At 60.7% G+C, this 16,633-nt stretch carries 12 protein-coding genes; 4 read left to right on the top strand and 8 right to left on the bottom strand.

Annotated elements, in window-relative coordinates:
• The first annotated feature begins 7 nt into the window (after positions 1-7).
• Complete coding sequence (locus AC0Z5Z_RS14755) at positions 8-205, top strand: YbdD/YjiX family protein (protein ID WP_003228401.1); 198 nt, start codon at positions 8-10, stop codon at positions 203-205.
• A 152-nt stretch (positions 206-357) separates the two neighbouring features.
• Positions 358-1,335, top strand: coding sequence for a GTPase (yjiA, locus tag AC0Z5Z_RS14750; protein WP_207808204.1), 978 nt, complete (start codon positions 358-360; stop codon positions 1,333-1,335).
• Between the two features lie 114 nt (positions 1,336-1,449).
• Here yjiA and AC0Z5Z_RS14745 read toward each other — a convergent pair whose 3' ends face one another.
• The 5 genes from AC0Z5Z_RS14745 to morA all read right to left on the bottom strand — a co-directional run bounded on the left by AC0Z5Z_RS14745 (position 1,450) and on the right by morA (position 9,907).
• On the bottom strand, positions 1,450-2,154 hold the full coding sequence (locus AC0Z5Z_RS14745) for a GntR family transcriptional regulator (protein ID WP_485611247.1): 705 nt from the start codon (positions 2,152-2,154) through the stop codon (positions 1,450-1,452).
• A gap of 18 nt (positions 2,155-2,172) precedes the next feature.
• A complete protein-coding gene (locus tag AC0Z5Z_RS14740; RefSeq protein WP_016773102.1) occupies positions 2,173-2,877 on the bottom strand; it encodes a FadR/GntR family transcriptional regulator in 705 nt (234 codons plus the stop codon).
• A 49-nt stretch (positions 2,878-2,926) separates the two neighbouring features.
• Positions 2,927-4,240: a C4-dicarboxylate transporter DctA gene (locus tag AC0Z5Z_RS14735; RefSeq protein ID WP_150742265.1), complete on the bottom strand. Its 1,314-nt coding sequence runs from the start codon at positions 4,238-4,240 to the stop codon at positions 2,927-2,929.
• Between the two features lie 333 nt (positions 4,241-4,573).
• Positions 4,574-5,827: a serine hydroxymethyltransferase gene (gene glyA / locus AC0Z5Z_RS14730; protein ID WP_041477786.1), complete on the bottom strand. Its 1,254-nt coding sequence runs from the start codon at positions 5,825-5,827 to the stop codon at positions 4,574-4,576.
• A gap of 231 nt (positions 5,828-6,058) precedes the next feature.
• Positions 6,059-9,907: a cyclic di-GMP receptor MorA gene (morA, locus tag AC0Z5Z_RS14725; protein WP_150742263.1), complete on the bottom strand. Its 3,849-nt coding sequence runs from the start codon at positions 9,905-9,907 to the stop codon at positions 6,059-6,061.
• A gap of 287 nt (positions 9,908-10,194) precedes the next feature.
• On the opposite strand from morA, the gene ettA reads away from it, so the two are divergent.
• The gene (ettA, locus tag AC0Z5Z_RS14720; RefSeq protein WP_016773108.1) at positions 10,195-11,859 is read left to right on the top strand and encodes an energy-dependent translational throttle protein EttA; all 1,665 of its coding nucleotides are present in this window, start codon (positions 10,195-10,197) and stop codon (positions 11,857-11,859) included.
• A gap of 349 nt (positions 11,860-12,208) precedes the next feature.
• A complete protein-coding gene (gene gdhA / locus AC0Z5Z_RS14715) occupies positions 12,209-13,546 on the top strand; it encodes an NADP-specific glutamate dehydrogenase (protein WP_236168705.1) in 1,338 nt (445 codons plus the stop codon).
• Here gdhA and AC0Z5Z_RS14710 read toward each other — a convergent pair.
• The 3 genes from AC0Z5Z_RS14710 to AC0Z5Z_RS14700 all read right to left on the bottom strand — a co-directional run bounded on the left by AC0Z5Z_RS14710 (position 13,543) and on the right by AC0Z5Z_RS14700 (position 16,537).
• The gene (locus AC0Z5Z_RS14710; protein ID WP_056790514.1) at positions 13,543-14,037 is read right to left on the bottom strand and encodes a GreA/GreB family elongation factor; all 495 of its coding nucleotides are present in this window, start codon (positions 14,035-14,037) and stop codon (positions 13,543-13,545) included. The two genes, gdhA and AC0Z5Z_RS14710, sit on opposite strands and share 4 nt — an antisense overlap.
• Positions 14,038-14,107: 70 nt before the next feature.
• On the bottom strand, positions 14,108-14,464 hold the full coding sequence (locus AC0Z5Z_RS14705; RefSeq protein WP_252878923.1) for a hypothetical protein: 357 nt from the start codon (positions 14,462-14,464) through the stop codon (positions 14,108-14,110).
• A 219-nt stretch (positions 14,465-14,683) separates the two neighbouring features.
• Positions 14,684-16,537 carry an Lnb N-terminal periplasmic domain-containing protein gene (locus AC0Z5Z_RS14700; RefSeq protein WP_485611246.1) on the bottom strand — a complete coding sequence of 618 codons (1,854 nt, stop codon included), beginning with the start codon at positions 16,535-16,537 and terminating at the stop codon, positions 14,684-14,686.
• Positions 16,538-16,633: the final 96 nt, after the last annotated feature.

Raw genomic sequence — 16,633 nt, 5'->3', positions numbered from 1 at the left:
TTGCAGCATGTTCAATGACCTGAGTCGCCTCGGTAAATACCTCGGTCAGGCCGCGCGCCTGATGGTCGGCATGCCCGACTACGACACCTACGTCGAGCATATGCAAACCAAACACCCGGACAAACCGGTGATGAGCTACGAGATGTTCTTTCGCGAACGTCAGGAAGCCCGTTACGGTGGCAAGGGTGGGCCGAAGTGCTGTTGAGCTGACAGCCTGCGGTTGAGGTAATCCCCTGTGGGAGCGAGCCTGCTCGCGAATACGGAGTGTCAGTTGATGAAGGATTTGACTGACACACCGCTTTCGCGAGCAGGCTCGCTCCCACAGTTGTTTTTGTATTCTTTTCAGGAGATCGGGTTTTGTCTTCTCCCATTCCGGTAACGGTCCTCAGCGGTTTCCTCGGCGCCGGCAAGACCACTTTGCTGCGTCATTTATTGAAAGCCGAGCACGGCCTGAAAATCGCCGTGATTGAAAACGAATTCAGCGACGCCGGCATCGACACTCAGTTGCTGGGTGACGAGCCGGTGCAGGTCATGACCCTGGCCAACGGCTGCGTCTGCTGCACCATTCACACCGATCTGACCAAGGCGCTGTACTTGCTGCTCGAGCGCCTGGACAGCGGCGAGATCGCCTTCGATCGTCTGGTGATCGAGTGCACCGGTCTCGCCGATCCGGCACCGGTGGCGCAGACCTTTTTCATCGACGAAGAGCTGCGCGAGCGTTACCTGCTCGACGGCATCATCACCCTGGTCGACGCCGCCCACGCCGACGTGCACCTGACTCAGACCATCGCCCAGGCGCAGATCGGTTTCGCCGATCGTCTGCTGGTAAGCAAGACCGATCTGGTCGATGAGCCGACGTTCACCGCGCTGAGCGAGCGCCTTACGCGAATCAACCGCCGCGCGCCGATCCGCGTGGTCGAGCATGGCAACATCGATCTGGCTGAACTGCTGGATGTGCGTGGTTTCAACCTCAATGCTGACCTGGGCGGCGGTTTGAGCTTGCGTCCGGTGAGCAAGGCGCCGTCGATCGATCGCATCTCCAGCCTGGTGCTGCGCACCGATCAGGCGCTGGATATCGATCAGCTCAGCGAGTTCATGAACGAGTTGCTGGAAGAGCACGGCAAGCAATTGCTGCGCTACAAAGGCGTGCTGAACATTGCTGGCGAAGATCGGCGCCTGGTGTTTCAGGGTGTGCTGAAACTCTATGGTTTCGACTGGGACACTGAATGGGCCGAGGGCGAAACGCGCGAGAGTGTGATCGTGTTTATCGCCGATGACTTGCCGGAAGAGAAGATTCGGGCGGGGTTTGCCAGGGTTGCAGCGCAACAAGCCTGATAATTTCAATAGCTCAACGGGCCTCTTCGCGAGCAGGCTCGCTCCCACAGTAGAACGCATTCTGTCAGAAGGAATGCAATCCACTGTGGGAGCGAGCCTGCTCGCGAAGGCGGTCTAACCGACAGCACAATGCTCAAGATCTGAACCCAGCAGTGTCTGCTCAAGATGATCCAGATGCCGATTCATCAGCCCCTCTGCCTTAGCAGCATCACCTCGCTCCACAACCTCAACCAACGCCAAATGCTCCTGCCACGCGCAACAGCTGCGCGTCGGGCACCGACTCCGCGCAATCGCCAACGACGTCAACGGCACCAGACTGCGCAGAAAATGCGCCAACGGCAGATTTCCCGCCATCCGTGCCAACTGCAAATGAAACTCCCCCGATAACCGAATCGCCGCCCCGCGCCGATCCTGCTCGATGGCGCGCTTCTCGCGCTCTATCAACGTGCGCAAGCATTTCAAATCGTCTGGCTGCGGACGCTGACAGGCCAACCGCACCAAGGTGTTCTCAGCCAGCCGTCGCGCATGCAAGGTCTGCCGGATCAGCTCCCGATCAGGCGCGGCCACTCGTGGTCGATGATTGGCGCGCAATACCACGATCTGCTCATGGGACAACTGCGTCAGCACCCGCCGTACATCGGCGCGGCCGGCGCCGAACATCGCTTGCAGACTGTCCTCGGTGAACCGGCTGTCTTCATCGATACGCTGCTCGAGAATCGCGTCGAACAGTCGCGGATACAACTCCTCCACCGGCATGCGCAGGCGAGAGACGGGCAGGGCGGTCGAATCGGCATGCGAGGCTGAAGCAAAACTGTTCATGGCCGTTCTCCTGGCAAATCAGGTGGGCAGGTTGTCGTCCGGGATGTTCAGCTCAACGCCCATGCGCTGGCCTTCGCGCAGAATGTGCCGACGCATTTCGGCGCTGGCCTGAGCGCTGTTCTTGCTGCGGATCGCGCGGACCACGGCTTCGTTTTCTTCCAGGCGTTCGGCCAGATGTTCCGGTGAATTGCGCAACACTTCGGCACTTTGCTTGAGCGCGTTGCTGGTCTGCTGCACCACGCTCTGGAAAATCGGGTTCGAGGTCAGCGTGAACAGTTCTTCGTGAAAGGCGATGTAGGCGCTGACCCCGGCTTCACTGTCACCGGCCTCGAGGGCTTCGCGCATGTCCATCAGGGTCAGGCGCAACTGGCCGACCTCCTTGCTGCTGATCGATTGCGCAACCAGCCCGACAATGAACGGCTCGAGGGTGTAGCGCAGTTGCAGCACATCTTCCAGGCTCGCCCCGGCGACTGCGCTGTCGTGGCTCTGGCTGTCGCTGAGTTGCGCATCGAGGACGACCACGCCTTTGCCCGGCATCGAGCGCACCAGGCCGAGTGTTTCCAGCACGATCACCGCTTCGCGCAGGCTCGGCCGGCTGATGCCCAGCTGTTCGGCCAGTTCACGCTGGCCCGGCAGCATGTCGCCGGAGCGCCACTGGCCTCGGGCCAACGCGGCGCGGAGTTTCTCCACCACTGAATTGACGACGGTTGAAGTTGTAATCACGTATTGGCTCCCTGCGCCGTGCCTGCGCATTGGCTGGCACGGCACTCATTCAGAATTCTTTGGCCGCCGCCGGAGCGACGGTTTTTCGCGGTTGAAAGTTATAGCCCTGCTCGCCGTTGAGCACCTTGTTCGCGCGCTGCACGTCGATGTCCTTTTCCCAGCGGGCGATGGCCACGGTGGCGACGCAGTTGCCGATCAGATTGGTCAGCGCGCGGCCGATGCCCATGAACCAGTCCACGGCCAACACCAGCACCAGGCCGACCACGGGAATCGCCGGGATCGCCGTCAGCGTCGCGGCGAGAATCACCAGCGCCGAACCGGGAATGCCGTGGGCGCCTTTGGAGGTAATCAGCGACACCAGCAGAATGGTCAGCAAGTCGGTCATCGCCAGCGGTGTGCCGGTGGCATTGGCGATGAACACGATGGCCAGGGTCAGGTAAATCGAGAAACCGTCGAGGTTGAACGAGTACCCGGTCGGGATCACCAGACCGACCGTCGAGCTGCCGATACCGAGGTGTTCGAGCTTGCGCATGATCTGCGGCAGCACGGCGTCGGAAGAGGCGGTGCCCATGACGATCAGCAGTTCTTCCCGCAGGTACTTGAGCAGCGGCCACATGCGCAGGCCGGAGACGCGCATCACCAGACCGAGGATCAGCGCGACGAAGGCGATGCAGGTCAGGTAGAACAGACCGACCAGACTGCCCAGGTGCTGCAGCGAGTCGAGACCGTATTTGCTGGTGGTGAAGGCGATGGCGCCGAATACGCCGATCGGCGCCAGCCGGACGATCATGCCCATGATGCGGAAGATCACGTGGCTGAGTTCGTTGATCAGCCGCGAAATCCCGGAAGCCGCTTCGCCAACCAGATTCAGTGCACTGCCGAACAGCACCGAGAACAGCAGCACTTGCAAGATATTGTTGTCAGCGAAGGCACCGATCACCGAGGTCGGGATCAGGTCCATCAGAAATTGCGTGGTGGTGTGCATGTGCTGGCTGCGCTCGGCGAGGTCGCCCATGTCGGCGCTGGAGAGCTGCTCCAGATGAATGTTCGCGCCGCTGCCAATGCCGGTGCTGAAGGCGAACACCAGACCGATCACCAAGGCGATGGTGGTCAGCACTTCGAAGTAGATCACCGACTTGAGGCCGATGCGCCCGACCTTCTTCAGATCGCCCGCGCCGCTGATGCCGCTGACCACCACGCAGAACACGATCAGGCCAATCAGCATCTTGATCAGTTTGATGAAGCCATCGCCGAGCGGTTTGAGCTGAGCGGAGTATTCAGGAAGGGTCAGCCCGCAGACGATGCCGAGCATCAGTCCGAGAACCACTTGAAGGAAGATTGAACGCGAGCACCATCTGAGCATGGGAGGATCCTGGGTCGGTGTCCTGGCTGCCGCACGCGTTGCGCATCGGATGCAGGACTTAATTATTGTGGTCTTACCGGTATGTCCAGTGCAGGCGCAGTCTAGGCTTGGTTTTTTCCTGATTACAAGGGGAAAGCATGAAATTGGCATGACCGGTCTGACCAGCGGCCAAAGCCGCGTAGGAGCTGCCGAAGGCTGCGATCTTTTGATCTTGTTTATAAAATCCAGATCAAAAGATCGCAGCCTTCGGCAGCTCCTACAGGTGAATTGCAGGCGAAAAAAAACCGGCCAATCACTTGGCCGGTTTTCCATACTGCGGGTTTAACGTCGCATTTAAGCGCCGTACACCGGCAGTTTCTTGCAGATGGCTTTGACTTTCTCGCGAACGGCGTCGATCACCGCTTCGTTGTTCAGGTCAGCCAGGATGTCGCAGATCCAGCCGGCCAGCTCTTTGCACTCAGCCTCTTTGAAACCGCGAGTGGTCACAGCCGGAGTACCGAAGCGCAGGCCGGAGGTGACGAACGGCGAGCGTGGATCGTTAGGCACGGAGTTCTTGTTCACGGTGATGAACGCTTTGCCCAGAGCGGCGTCGGCGTCTTTACCGGAGATGTCCTGCTTGATCAGCGACAGCAGGAACAGGTGGTTTTCAGTACCGCCCGAAACCACGTCGAAACCGCGCGCGATGAACACTTCGGCCATGGCCTTGGCGTTCTTCACCACTTGTTGCTGGTAAGCCTTGAACTCAGGCTGCAGCGCTTCCTTGAAGCAGATCGCCTTGGCCGCGATCACGTGCTCCAGCGGGCCACCCTGGGCGCCCGGGAACACTGCGGAGTTGAGCTTCTTCTCGATCTCGGCGTTCGCTTTGGCCAGGATCAGACCGCCACGTGGACCGCGCAGGGTCTTGTGCGTGGTGGTGGTCACGACGTCGGCGAACGGCACCGGGTTCGGGTAGACACCAGCGGCAACCAGACCGGCGACGTGAGCCATGTCGACGAACAGGTAGGCGCCAACCTTGTCAGCGATCTCGCGGAAGCGCGGGAAGTCGAGGATCTGCGAGTAGGCCGAGAAACCGGCAACGATCATTTTCGGCTTGTGCTCGACCGCCAGGCGCTCGACTTCGTCGTAGTCGATCAGGCCGTTGGCATCGATACCGTATTGAACGGCGTTGTACAGCTTGCCCGAGGAGGAAACGCTGGCGCCGTGGGTCAGGTGACCGCCATGGGCCAGGCTCATGCCCAGAATGGTGTCGCCACCTTGCAGCAGAGCCAGGTAAACAGCGGCGTTGGCTTGGGAACCGGCGTGCGGCTGAACGTTGGCGTAATCAGCACCGAACAGTTCCTTGGCACGGTCGATGGCCAGTTGTTCAACCACGTCCACGTATTCGCAACCACCGTAGTAACGCTTGCCCGGATAGCCTTCGGCGTACTTGTTGGTCAGGACCGAGCCTTGAGCTTCCATCACCGCTGGGCTGGTGTAGTTTTCCGAAGCGATCAGCTCAATGTGTTCTTCCTGACGCTGAGCTTCTTGCTCCATGGCGGCAAAAAGGTCGGCGTCGTACTTGGCAATAGTCAAATCACGGCTGAACATGGCGGTCCTCAAGGATCGGGGGCAGAAAAGGGGGGCATTCTAACCCAACCGCTTTTGGATGACATATGAAACGACGTCATGTCGCAGACAAGTGGCGTTCATGACAGATGTGCGGTGCTTTTGCCGGCCCCTTCGCGAGCAGGCTCGCTCCCACATTTGAGATGCATTCCCCTGCTGCAATGCATTCCCCTGTGGGAGCGAGCCTGCTCGCGAAGGGCGCGCCGCAGATGTTCAGTCGAACATGAACAGCGCATCGTTACAGAACTGCGCTTCAAACCGTCCCGCCGGCATCGGCCGGCCGAACAGATAGCCCTGCACCTCATCGCAACCATGCTCACGCAGGAAGTCCAGTTGCTCGTGGGTTTCCACGCCCTCGGCGATCACCGCCAGGTTCAGGCTGTGGGCCATGGCGATGATCGCCCGGGCGATCTGCGCGTCCTGTTCGCCGGACGGCAGGCCGTCGACGAAAGTACGGTCGATCTTCAGCACGTCGATCGGGAATTGCTTGAGGTAGTTGAGCGATGAATAACCGGTGCCGAAGTCATCGACTGCGATGCTCAGGCCGAGGTTCTTCAGCCCGGCAAGAATCTGCATCGCCTCGCTGACTTCGCGCATCAGGATGCTTTCGGTCAGTTCCAGCTCCAGACACGCCGGCGGCAGGCCGGTTTCGCGCAGGATCGTCGCGATTCGCGTGCCCAACTGGCCATCGGAGAACTGCCGTGCGGAAATATTCACCGAGACCTTCGGCACCCGCACCCGTTGCTGGTGCCAGGTTTTCAGCTGTCGACAGGCCTCGCTGATGACCCAGTCGCCAACGTCCACCACCAGGCCGAGCTCTTCCAGCACCGGAATGAAATCACCCGGCGGCACCAGCCCACGACGCGGATGGCGCCAGCGCAGCAGCGCTTCGGCGCCGGTCAGGCGCTTGCCGTCGCCACTGAACTGCGGCTGGTAATACAGGACGAATTCGTTCTGCTCCAGCGCATGGCGCAGATCGCTTTCCAGTTCCAGACGCTCCAGCGCACTGGCGTTCATGTCGGCCTGATAGAACTGGAAGTTGTTCTTGCCGCGTTCCTTGGCGTGGTACATCGCCGTGTCGGCGTTCTTCATCAACTGGCTGAGTTCGTTGCCGTCCTGCGGACTCAGGGCGATGCCGATACTGGCGGTGACGAAGAACTCGCGGCCCTCGAGCACGAACGGCCGCACCAGGCTGGCGAGAATCTGCTCAGCGACATGAATTGCCCGGTTCAGCGCCAGTTCGCGGTTGGAGCGATGCTGCAGCAGCAAGGTGAATTCGTCGCCGCCCATGCGCGCCACGGTGTCATCGTCATCGACGCAGGCCAGCAGGCGCGTGGCCATGTCCTTGAGCATGCGGTCGCCGGCGGCGTGGCCCAAGGAGTCGTTGATCGGTTTGAAACGGTCGAGGTCGAGGAACATCAGCACCACCCACGACTTCTGCCGTTCGGCCGCTTGCAGCGCGGTGTGCAGACGATCCTGGAACAGCGTGCGGTTGGGCAGGTGGGTGAGGGCGTCGTAATAGGCGAGGCGGTGAATGCGCTGCTCGCTGGCCTTGCGCTCGCTGATGTCGCTGAAGAAACACACGTAGCTGGCCAGATCGCCCTCGTCGTCGAGCACGGCAGTGATGCCGACCCACGCCGGGTAATGCTCGCCGTTACGGCGCTTCATCCATACTTCGCCTTCCCAGGTGCTGTGCTCGTGCAACTGCTTGAGCACGTAGCGCAAGTGTGCGTCCTGCTGCTCGTCGACGGTGAGCATGTTCGGCAACTGGTCGAGCACTTCGCCGACGCTGTAGCCGCTGACCCGGCTGAACGCTTCGTTGGCCTGAACGATATAACCGGCCGGGTCGGTGATCAGGATCGCCGAGGTAGAGTGCTCGAATACCGTGGCGGCCATGCGCAAATCTTTTTCGGCACGGCGCTGCTGGCTGATATCGCGGCCAACGCCGAGCACGCCTTCGAACGCGCCGTGTTCGTCCCACACCAGCACCAGGCGCAGTTCGATCGGAATCTTGCGGCCATCGGCACGCAGGCAATCGAAGAGGAACAGTTGCGTTTGCACCTGACTGCGCAGCAATGCCAGTTGCTCGGGCTTGTCCAGCGCCTTGCTGACGCGGTCCATCAGCACATGAATGCCGTTCAGTTGCCCGGGATTGGCGATGATCGATTGCCAGCCGTTCTGGAAGATCCATTCGGCGTTGTAGCCAAGCACGGCCTGCACCGACGGGCTGACGTAGTTCAGCGAGAGCTTGCTGTCGGTGGAGAAAATCACGTCGCTGATGCTCTCGGCGAGCATGCGGTAGCGCTGCTCGCTGTCACGCAGCGATTCGCTGGCCTCGATCTGTTCGGTGATGTCCTTGGCGACGCCGATGATCCGCGTGACCTGATCGTGCTTGTCCCGCGCCAGTGCCTGTTCACGAATGTCAAAGCGCCGCCACTTGCCGTCGCGATGGCGGAAGCGCAATTGGCATTGCAACAACTGGCTGTAACCGGCGTGACGCTGCAACTGCCGGGAACGATGGTAATAATCGGCGTCTTCCGGATGCAGAAGGATTTCCCAGAAGTATTCGCCCATCTGATGCAGTTCAGTGCGGTTGTAGCCCAGGGTCTGGCCGAGGTGGTGGTTGCTGAAAATCATCCGCTGGCTGATCACGTCCTGCACATACAGATGATCCGGCACGGTGCGCACCACGTCCGACCAGAAACCTTCGCGCTCCAGCAACGACAGTTCGATCAGCTTGCGGCTGGTGATGTCGTTGATGCTGAGGATCACCGCTTTATAGTCGTGCTGCTCGCTCGGCAAGCGCAGGACCATCCACAGGTGCTGGTCGCGGCCATTGCTGTTGGGCAGTTTGATTTCCAGTTCCAGCTGCTTCTGCTGCTGCAGCACGGCGTCGAGGATCTGCTGACCGATCGCGCACTGCGGATGGCGCTGGCCGTCGATCAGCAGTTGCCAGGCATCGTCGCAGGAGTGCACATCGAGCAGTTGCAGGGCGACCTGATTGACTTCGGTGACGCGCATTTCCGCGAGCAACTGCTGGCGCTGCTGCGGTTGGTCGAGCCAGGCCTTGAGCTGGTCGCTGGTCTGGATCTGCGCCTTGTCGAACATCTGCTTGAGGCCGGACAGGTCAAGCACGCACAAGGCCACGCCGGTGCCTTCGAAAATATCCTGATAACGCCGCCGGCCTTCATGCACCTGGCGCTGGCGCCGACGCATGTTCAACAGGGCGATCACCGGCAACATCGAGAACGCCAGGCCGAGCAGGCATTTGCCGATGAACGCCGGCAGCAATTCTTCCAGTACGCGCTGGCGGTCGAACAGCCCGCGCAGTTGCCAGTCGCTGCTGCTCAGCGGCACGGTCAGCACGGTGTTGGCGACATCGTCAGGCGTCAGCCCGCCAGCCTTGGCCGAGGGCAGCCCCGCTTCGCGGCTGATGATCTGGTGATTGAGGCGGTTTTCCACCAGCCACAACGGGCGCAGGGCGGTGGCGTCCTGTTTGGTCAGCGAGTCGAAGAAGGTTGGCGTCAGGCGCAAGGCCCAGTAACCGCGACTGCTGCCGCTGGCCTGATGCAACAGCAGGTGCACCACCGAGCCGTCATCGGCATTGCTGAAATAATGCGCCTGAGCGCGACTGCGACGCACCAGTTCGGTCAGGTAATCGGCGTCGGAACTGTCGGTGGCGCTGTCGCTGATGATGCGGCCGGAGGGAGAAAGCAGGGCCATGCTGCGCAGATCCGGCAGCGAACGCTGCAACTTGCGCAGGAGTATCTGCTGTTCGTCGGCGGTTTGCGGTTGTTCGACGATCGGTAGCAGATTGAGGGCGATTTGCGCATTCAGCGCCATGTTCAGGCTGACCTGGGCGGCGAGGTCGGCGGTGTAGTCGATGGTGTACTGGCGCTGATTCTTCTGGGTTTCACGCAATTGATCGAGCAGTTGCCAGAACAGCAACGCGAGCAATAACAGCACGAGGGTGGCCAGCGCACCCTTCAATGTCCCGCGCAGGGGCGAGCCGGGCGCCGGTGGGGTGCTGCTCACAGAGGCTGGCGGAGTGACATTGGTCAAGCTGTGATCCTGCGATTTGGCTGGACTGGCGCGACGTGCACTATAAGCCGGACGCCCGAAGGGCGGCTAGCATGCCTTGAGTTGTGGCGAAGTGCCAGCCCCTCTCGGCTGGACTGCCTTCCGGCATTAAGGTAGCTTTGCCGGTTAGACCGGGGGCGTTCCAGCCCCTACAATCAGACTTTTTCCAGCGCGCACGCATTGATTGCGATCAAGTGAACGACGCGCACAGTCTGGCCAGGCATCGCCTGCGCTCCAATCATTCATCTGTCACTGACCCAAGGTTCTCCATGGCTCAATACGTCTTCACCATGCATCGGCTGGGCAAAGTTGTTCCGCCGAAGCGGGAAATCCTCAAGAACATTTCGCTGTCCTTCTTCCCCGGCGCCAAGATCGGCGTGCTCGGCCTCAACGGTTCGGGTAAATCCACGCTGCTGAAAATCATGGCTGGCGTCGACACCGAGTTCGAAGGCGAAGCCCGTCCGATGCCGGACCTGAACATCGGTTACCTGCCGCAAGAGCCGCAGCTCGACCCTGCCAAGACCGTACGTGAAGTGGTCGAGGAAGCGGTCAGCGTGATCAAGGATGCGCAAGCGCGTCTGGACGAGGTCTACGCGGCCTACGCCGACCCGGATGCCGACTTCGACAAGCTTGCTGCTGAACAGGCCAAGCTCGAAGCGATCCTGCAGGCCAGCGACGGCCACAACCTCGAGCGCCAGCTGGAAGTTGCTGCCGATGCACTGCGTCTGCCGGCCTGGGACGCGAAAGTCGAACACCTGTCCGGTGGTGAAAAGCGCCGTGTCGCCCTGTGCCGTCTGCTGCTGTCCGCGCCGGACATGCTGCTGCTCGACGAACCGACCAACCACCTGGATGCCGATTCGGTGGCGTGGCTGGAGCATTTCCTCCACGACTTCCCGGGCACCGTGGTCGCGATCACGCACGACCGTTACTTCCTCGACAACGTCGCCGGCTGGATTCTGGAACTCGACCGCGGCGCGGGCATTCCTTACGAGGGCAACTATTCGGGCTGGCTCGAAGCCAAGTCCGATCGTCTGGCCCAGGAATCAAAGCAGCAGTCGGCTCACGAAAAAGCCATGAAAGAAGAACTGGAGTGGGTGCGCAAAGGCGCCAAGGCCCGCCAGTCGAAATCCAAGGCACGCCTGCAACGCTTCGAAGAAATGCAATCGCAGGAATTCCAGAAGCGCAGCGAGACCAACGAGATCTACATCCCGGCCGGTCCACGCCTGGGCGACAAGGTCATCGAGTTCAAGAACGTCACCAAGGGCTACGGCGATCGCGTGCTGATCGACAACCTGTCGTTCTCCATGCCGAAAGGCGCCATTGTCGGCGTGATCGGTGGTAACGGTGCCGGTAAGTCGACGCTGTTCCGCATGCTGATGGGCAAGGAAACCCCGGATTCGGGCAGCATCGAAATCGGCGAAACCGTGCAATTGGCCTGCGTCGACCAGAGCCGCGAAGACCTCGACGGCAGCAAGACCGTGTTCCAGCAGATTTCCGACGGTTCCGACCAGATCCGCATCGGCAACTACGAGATCCCGTCGCGCACTTACGTCGGCCGCTTCAACTTCAAGGGCGGCGATCAGCAGAAGTTCGTCAAGGATCTGTCCGGCGGTGAGCGCGGTCGTCTGCACCTGGCGCTGACCCTGAAGGAGGGCGGCAACGTCCTGCTGCTCGACGAACCGTCCAACGACCTCGACGTGGAAACCCTGCGTTCGCTGGAAGAAGCCCTGCTGGACTTCCCGGGCGCCGCCATTGTGATCTCCCACGATCGGTGGTTCCTTGACCGTGTCGCCACGCACATCCTGGCGTATGAAGACGACTCGCAAGCGGTGTTCTTCGAAGGCAACTACACCGAGTACGAAGCCGACCGCAAAAAACGCCTCGGCGAAGCAGCGGCCCAGCCTCACCGGGTACGTCACAAGAAACTGGCCTGATTCGGGTTGGTTGCACAAGAGCGGAGCCTTCGGGCTCCGTTTTTTTTGCCCTGGGTTTTTCCTGATAAACCGAGTTGCGGCTTTCGCGAGCAGGCTCGCTCCCACAGGGGTAACGCATTCCAAATGTGGGAGCGAGCCTGCTCGCGAATACGGTGTAACTGTTGGTGCAAGTCTTGGATCTGTGCTCCCCACTCAGGTGCAAAAACGGATCAAATACCCCTCGGATTTATATCCTGTACACCATTTAATTTCATAACTGCGACATTTTGCTCTGTTCCTGTGCGCAATTCGTTTGTTACAGTCCGGCCCAATCTCCTCCAACGACAATAAATTTGCCGAGACTTTGCCCATGATCGAATCCGTCGAATCCTTCCTTGCGCGCCTGAAAAAACGCGACCCGGATCAACCTGAATTCCACCAGGCTGTCGAAGAAGTCCTGCGCAGTCTGTGGCCGTTCCTTGAAGCCAATCCGCATTACCTGACTTCAGGCATTCTCGAGCGCATCTGCGAGCCCGAGCGCGCGGTGGTGTTTCGCGTGTCGTGGGTCGACGATCAGGGCAAGGTCCAGGTCAATCGCGGCTTCCGTATCCAGATGAACAGCGCCATCGGCCCTTACAAGGGCGGCCTGCGCTTCCATCCATCGGTGAACCTCGGCGTGCTGAAATTCCTCGCCTTCGAGCAGACCTTCAAGAACTCGCTGACCTCCCTGCCCATGGGCGGCGGCAAGGGCGGTTCCGACTTCGATCCGAAGGGCAAGAGCGACGCCGAGGTCATGCGTTTCTGCCAAGCGTTCATGAGCGAGTTGTACCGCCACATCGGCGCCGACGTTGACGTGCCGGCCGGTGATATCGGTGTCGGTGCGCGGGAGATCGGTTTCCTCTTTGGCCAGTACAAGCGCCTGAGCAACCAGTTCACCAGCGTCCTCACCGGCAAGGGCATGACCTACGGCGGCAGCCTGATTCGCCCGGAAGCCACCGGTTTCGGCTGCGTGTACTTCGCCGAGGAGATGCTCAAGCGCCGCGGGCAGGGCGTGGAAGGCAAGCGCGTGGCGATTTCCGGTTCCGGCAACGTTGCTCAGTACGCGGCGCGCAAAGTGATGGACCTGGGCGGCAAAGTGATTTCCCTGTCCGACTCCGAAGGCACGCTGTACTGCGAGGCAGGCTTGAGCGAAGCACAGTGGCTGGCGCTGCTGGAGCTGAAGAACATCAAACGCGGGCGCATCAGCGAACTGGCGAACGCCCATGGTCTGGAATTCCGCGCCGGCCAACATCCGTGGTCGCTGCCGTGCGATATCGCGCTGCCCTGCGCGACACAGAACGAACTTGATGCCGAGGCCGCGCGCACGCTGCTGCGCAATGGCTGCGTCTGTGTGGCTGAAGGCGCGAACATGCCGACCACGCTGGAGGCTGTGGATATCTTTATCGAGGCCGGTATTCTGTTCGCACCGGGCAAGGCGTCGAATGCGGGCGGTGTTGCCGTCAGCGGTCTGGAAATGTCGCAGAACGCCATGCGCCTGCTGTGGACGGCGGGCGAGGTGGACAGCAAGCTGCACGCGATCATGCAATCGATCCACCACGCCTGCGTGCATTACGGCGAAGACAACGGTCAGATCAATTACGTCAAAGGCGCGAACATTGCCGGCTTCGTCAAAGTCGCCGATGCGATGTTGGCGCAAGGCGTGGTTTAAGCCGGTTCGATGCGGATCACTTCGATCAGTTGGTCGCCGGCAGGCCGCTGCCATAGCACTTCATCGTTGAGCCGGGCGCCAAGCAAAGCCCGGCCCAGCGGTGAGTCCCAGTTGATCAGGCCCTGACTGGCGTCGGCCTGATCCTCGCCGACCAGTTGCACGCGGTGTTCAGTGTCGTGTTCATCGGCAAAAGTCACCCAGCTACCGATTTGGACCTTGTCGGTGGAGGTCGCAGCGACTGCGACTTGGGCGCTGCTCAGGCGTTGAGTGAAATAGCGCAGATCCCGTTGCAGATCGGCCAGACGTTGCTTGTCGGCCTGCTCGCCCTTGGCCGTTTGCTCGGCGTGCAGGCTTTGCAGCTCGGTGACCTTCGCCTGCAACTGCGCCAGACCTTGCGGGGTGACGTAGTTGGGCTGCGTGCTGACCTGACGTTCGACCGGCTGATCGGCCTGCGCGGCGGCGTTGTCTTCGTTGACGAATGCGCGACTCATGAAGTCCTCCTGTTAAAGGATTTGGGCCATGGTTGCCGGCATTTGGTTTCAACGGATGTCTGCAAGCGACCTATTGCGAGCGATAAGCCCGCCCGACGTCCTGGTCCTTCTGCTGCTGCCAGGCACGTTCGCGTTCATCCCAATGTTCGCTGCGATATTGCTCGCGATCCCTGTTTTCCAGCATCGCCTGGCATTGGCGGAAGCCGTCGACCCAGCCGTCGGCGTATTGCTGGTCCTTGAGATAGCGCGGCACGTTCTTGCGAAACTCGCCGCTGATCGAGCCGGCAGCCTGGCGACCGCTGACGCAACCGTCATCGAAACCGTCGGCGAAGGCCGGTGGATAGCCTTTGGCGATCAAGTCTTCATGGGTGGTCTGGCAACCGCCCAGCGCCAATACAACGCCCAACAATCCCACGCACCGCCACATCGCACTCTCCCGCGCCGATACTCGGCTCATAAGGAAAGTCTAGAAGGGGATTCATGAGGCGGCTGTCGAAGGCCTGTGAAAAATCCATTGCACACCACAAGGCCCCTGTGGGAGCGAGCCTGCTCGCGAAGGCGTCTTGTCAGGCAACACTGCTATTGACTGACCCACCGCTTTCGCGAGCAGGCTCGCTCCCACAGGGAGATTTACACAGGCTCGGGATCAGTAGTGATACCACTTCACTTCAAGCATGACTTCTGTTTCCGGGCTGGCGAGCTGGCTGAATTCGCGTTGCGCGCTCAGGCGCAAACCGAGGTTGCGCGACAGCTCCCACTGCTGATTCAGGCTCAGGCTACGGCGCACTTCGCCGTTGAAGAAGTAGTCGCCCTTGGCCTCCAGGCTCAGATTGCCCAGCGGGTTTTTCCATAGCACGCCGGTATTGAAGCCACCAGCCGGGGAAACAAACTCGGCGAAGTCATTGTTGTGTTCCACGCGTACCGTGCCCAGCGCGAAGCCGAGCACGTCTTCGCCCAACTGCCACGTGCCGCCGCCGCCACCGTTGACATGGCTGACCAGCGTCTCGTCATCATGCTTGCCCGGCACGCGCTCAAGGCCACCGGTGACTTGCCACGACAGCGGTTGCAGCAGCTCGTTGCGCGGTGTCAGCGAACGAATGGTGGCCAGATCCAGTTGCTGTAACTGCCAGTCATTGCCTTCGTACTGGCGCAGCTTCAGTTGCAGGATCTCGATCTGCGCCCCGAGAGGAAAGCTTTCGGCGTTGTCATTGAGGTCGTGATAAGCCATGCGCAGGCCATATTCGCCAAAGGCGCGATCGCCTCGCGTACCGAGGCCGGCCTGCCAGGTGCGGGACTCGTGGCCATCTTCGGGCAGACCGGGTTGCGGAATTTCCAGCTCCGGCGCCGGGTTCTTGTTGATCGCCCGCAGCAGTTCGAAACTGCGCTGCGCTCGTTGCGGGTCGCGCTCCTGACCGTTGGCGCGGTAGCGCTCCAGACGATAGGCGGCGTCGACGATCAACGCCTGACGTGCGCGCGGCAGGGCTTTGAACGTTGACTCTTGCAGGACTTTTTGATCGGCGCTGACTTTCAGCACCCATTGCTGTTCATCATCGCTCAACGGCTCCGCGCGGCTGAGCAGTTCACGTTCGCGGGACGGGCGATATTCGATGTGTTCGACCAGCCCGGCCTCTTTCACCGCTTTGACAGTGTCGGTCGGGATCGCGGTCAGCGGGAATTGTTCGGTCAGGCGCAGGCTCGGTCGCGCCACTTGCAGCAGTTCCAGCAAACGATACGAGCAGTTTTCGTCGAAGAAGAAGTAGTCGAACTGGATCTGCTTGAGCTCCCACACATGTTCGACCATGCGTGCGGTTTCTTCCTGAGTCAGGTTGAGGCGGTATTCCCACAGGTCGCGGTTTTCCAGGCTGCGGTATTCCGAGAGTTTTTCCTGATACGGCACCAGCGCAAACAGCCCCGGGTAGCCGCCCATCAAGCCTTTCCAGGCATACAGAATGCTGTTGTCCGAGCCTTCGATGTAGGCACCGAAGTTGATCGCGTAGCTGAGCAGTGAAGTCTTGTCGGCCTGCACATCCGCCTGATCGATGCGCAGCAGGGTGTGGCCGAACATCGACGAAGGGCTGTTGAGATACGCCGCCGGGAAGATCATCACCGCGCTGTGCGGCGAGACGTCCTTGAACCATTGCTTGTATTCGGCGCATTCGGGCGCTGGCAGGTCGGTGAGATTGAGCTGCGCTTTCAGCCAGCGTGCGCGCGCGGGGTATACGCATTGTGCGTGTTGCTCGCCGAGGCTGGCCGGGGCGTACAGCGCCTGCACGGTGGCGGCCAGTTCGCGGTCCGGATGCTCGTTGCCGTCGGGCGCGAGAAAGAACTTCTTGTCGCTGACATAGCTGCGCCAGCCGCCGAGTTTGGCGGTTTCGTAATGACCGAGGGAAATCCAGAAGCGGTCGTTGGCCAGTTGCTGCAAACGTTGAGGATCGATGTGAGGCGCGGCGGACAGCGGGGCGCAGACACAGAGCGCCAGCCAGGCAAGGCGTTTGAGCATAGTCGGCAACTTGAACAGGAAAGAAATAAAAGACCCAAAGAGGGGCGGGCCAAAAAAAAACAAAACCCGCTTCCCGAAGGAAGCGGGCGAGGTCGA

It is taken from the genome of Pseudomonas sp. 1L-E-NC-VB-C3 (assembly GCF_057291535.1).
Note: the sequence above shows the minus strand (reverse complement) of the source record. Positions and strands in the feature narration are given on the sequence as shown.

What these genes read in the sequence shown, in the direction of transcription:
- AC0Z5Z_RS14755 (WP_003228401.1), top strand. Translation starts at nt 8, where the DNA reads ATGTTCAATGACCTGAGTCGCCTCGGTAAATACCTCGGTCAGGCCGCG.
- AC0Z5Z_RS14745 (WP_485611247.1), bottom strand. Translation starts at nt 2,154, where the DNA reads ATGAACAGTTTTGCTTCAGCCTCGCATGCCGATTCGACCGCCCTGCCC.
- AC0Z5Z_RS14735 (WP_150742265.1), bottom strand. Translation starts at nt 4,240, where the DNA reads ATGCTCAGATGGTGCTCGCGTTCAATCTTCCTTCAAGTGGTTCTCGGA.
- glyA (WP_041477786.1), bottom strand. Translation starts at nt 5,827, where the DNA reads ATGTTCAGCCGTGATTTGACTATTGCCAAGTACGACGCCGACCTTTTT.
- ettA (WP_016773108.1), top strand. Translation starts at nt 10,195, where the DNA reads ATGGCTCAATACGTCTTCACCATGCATCGGCTGGGCAAAGTTGTTCCG.
- gdhA (WP_236168705.1), top strand. Translation starts at nt 12,209, where the DNA reads ATGATCGAATCCGTCGAATCCTTCCTTGCGCGCCTGAAAAAACGCGAC.
- AC0Z5Z_RS14710 (WP_056790514.1), bottom strand. Translation starts at nt 14,037, where the DNA reads ATGAGTCGCGCATTCGTCAACGAAGACAACGCCGCCGCGCAGGCCGAT.
- AC0Z5Z_RS14705 (WP_252878923.1), bottom strand. Translation starts at nt 14,464, where the DNA reads ATGTGGCGGTGCGTGGGATTGTTGGGCGTTGTATTGGCGCTGGGCGGT.
- AC0Z5Z_RS14700 (WP_485611246.1), bottom strand. Translation starts at nt 16,537, where the DNA reads ATGCTCAAACGCCTTGCCTGGCTGGCGCTCTGTGTCTGCGCCCCGCTG.